2 protein-coding genes are annotated in these 1,663 nt (G+C 44.8%); both read right to left on the bottom strand.

The features are described 5' to 3' along the window. Window positions 1-85 precede the first annotated feature (85 nt). Entirely contained in the window at window positions 86-922 is an 837-nt protein-coding gene (locus Q397_RS0120160) for a 3'(2'),5'-bisphosphate nucleotidase CysQ family protein (protein WP_028880915.1), read from the bottom strand. A 56-nt stretch (window positions 923-978) separates the two neighbouring features. Next, a complete protein-coding gene (locus tag Q397_RS0120155; protein ID WP_028880914.1) occupies window positions 979-1,404 on the bottom strand; it encodes an SbcC/MukB-like Walker B domain-containing protein in 426 nt (141 codons plus the stop codon). Window positions 1,405-1,663 lie beyond the last annotated feature (259 nt).

The raw sequence follows: 1,663 nt of genomic DNA, 5'->3' as shown, positions 1-1,663 counted from the left end.
TTATGATAAGAACCCTGAGAATTTCCTCGCTGCTGTTAAACTGGCATCAGTTCGCATTTGGATAAAAAATTTATGAGTCTAGGGCCTAATTTGAATGAGTGAAACCAATTTTCTTTAGCAATTTGGGGTAGCCGCCTACACAGGACGGTATAGAAAAACTCATGTTGTTGTAAGTAACAATTTCACCGGTTTCGATTTCAAAGAGGTTACCTCCAGCAGCTTTCAAAACGGCATGGGCAGCAGCGATATCCCAGTGTGAGAAGACTTCACGGTCAGCTATTGGTTCATTTTTGTCAGGTCTGTTGTGCCAAACGATTTCGGCATCAGCACAGGAAACTCTGCATAATTCCTCACCCCCTACGGCTGGAATAGCCTTATAAGAATGACCGTTAATATCATGTGGACGCTTATGAACCTTCCAGGGAACAGCGGCGCGCAACTCTGTTCCCTTTACTTCCGTTAAGGCTGAAAGTTCAACCGGCTTTTCTTGTTTAATCTGGCTGTATGCCTTTCCATCATCACCTGTGTAGTAACATTTTTCTTGAGCGGGAAAATAGCAAACACCTAATTCTGGGTGGCCTGACTCTACAAGAGCAATATGAATTCCAAAGCCAGCAGTATTTCCAAATTTTGGCCCATTTAAATATGTTGCAGTTCCATCCAACGGATCAACAACCCATCGCATTGGGCTCTCAAGTGCATTTTCATTTTGAGCAAGGCTCGCCTCTTCTGAAATAACCGGTATGTCAGGTGTTAAGTCGTTCAATGCATTTATAATGAATGTACTGGCCTGTTGATCCACGACTGTTACTGGTGAACCATCGCCCTTGGTTTCACGCATAACGTTTCCCCAATTCGGCATCAAAATATTGTTTCCTGCATTCTTTGCTATGTTGATGACCGCTTGAATTTGAATATCCATGACGCTTTCCATCCAAGTTATTGAAAGTGATAATGTTTGCTGTTTTTAAGCTGTCGTTATATATGCCCACGCATTTCAACGGTGCTTTCTGTTAAGCTCTTCCGTACATAGAAACCATTTGGCACAGCTTCCTGTACGAGTGGTACATGCGAAATCAATCCAACAGCACGATTTTGACTAACCAGCGTATTTAAAACATTGAGAACTTGATCCAGAGTTCCAGCTCCATTCTCTGTATCTAAGCTGCCAAATCCTTCATCAATGAAAATAGTGTCCAACCGGACTTTCCCGCTGTTGCTTTCGACGATATCGGCCAAGCCAAGAGCAAGTGCAAGAGCGGCAATGAAGGTCTCGCCACCAGACAGTGTCGAAGTTGGACGTGTTTTTCCTGTATAAGTATCGAAGACTTGGATCCCCAAACCTCTGCGCCCTCGTCCTGCACCTTCAAGGTCGCGTTCAAGGTGGTATCGGTTGGTTGTCATTGGGCCGAGCCTCAGGTTGCCCGCGCTATTGCGACAGTTCGCGGCGCAAAGCGACGCTACCGAGCAGCGAAGCAGCGCGCGCTAAATCTGGCTGTTGGGGTGACATATTTTAATTGGCAAAACGCGACCAAGCTCGTGTTGGACCCGTTCCCTAAAATTGGAGACACCTTCTGTTAAACTGAGATTTACAGGAGGAATAAATGAGTCTCAAAAAATCTGATGAATTTAAACGTGAAGCTGTCCAGCTTGCTTTAACAAG

The organism is Terasakiella pusilla DSM 6293 (assembly GCF_000688235.1).
In the GTDB taxonomy this organism is placed as follows: domain Bacteria; phylum Pseudomonadota; class Alphaproteobacteria; order Rhodospirillales; family Terasakiellaceae; genus Terasakiella; species Terasakiella pusilla.
The sequence above is the reverse complement of the archived record's forward strand: the minus strand, read 5'-3'. Positions and strand labels throughout refer to the sequence as shown.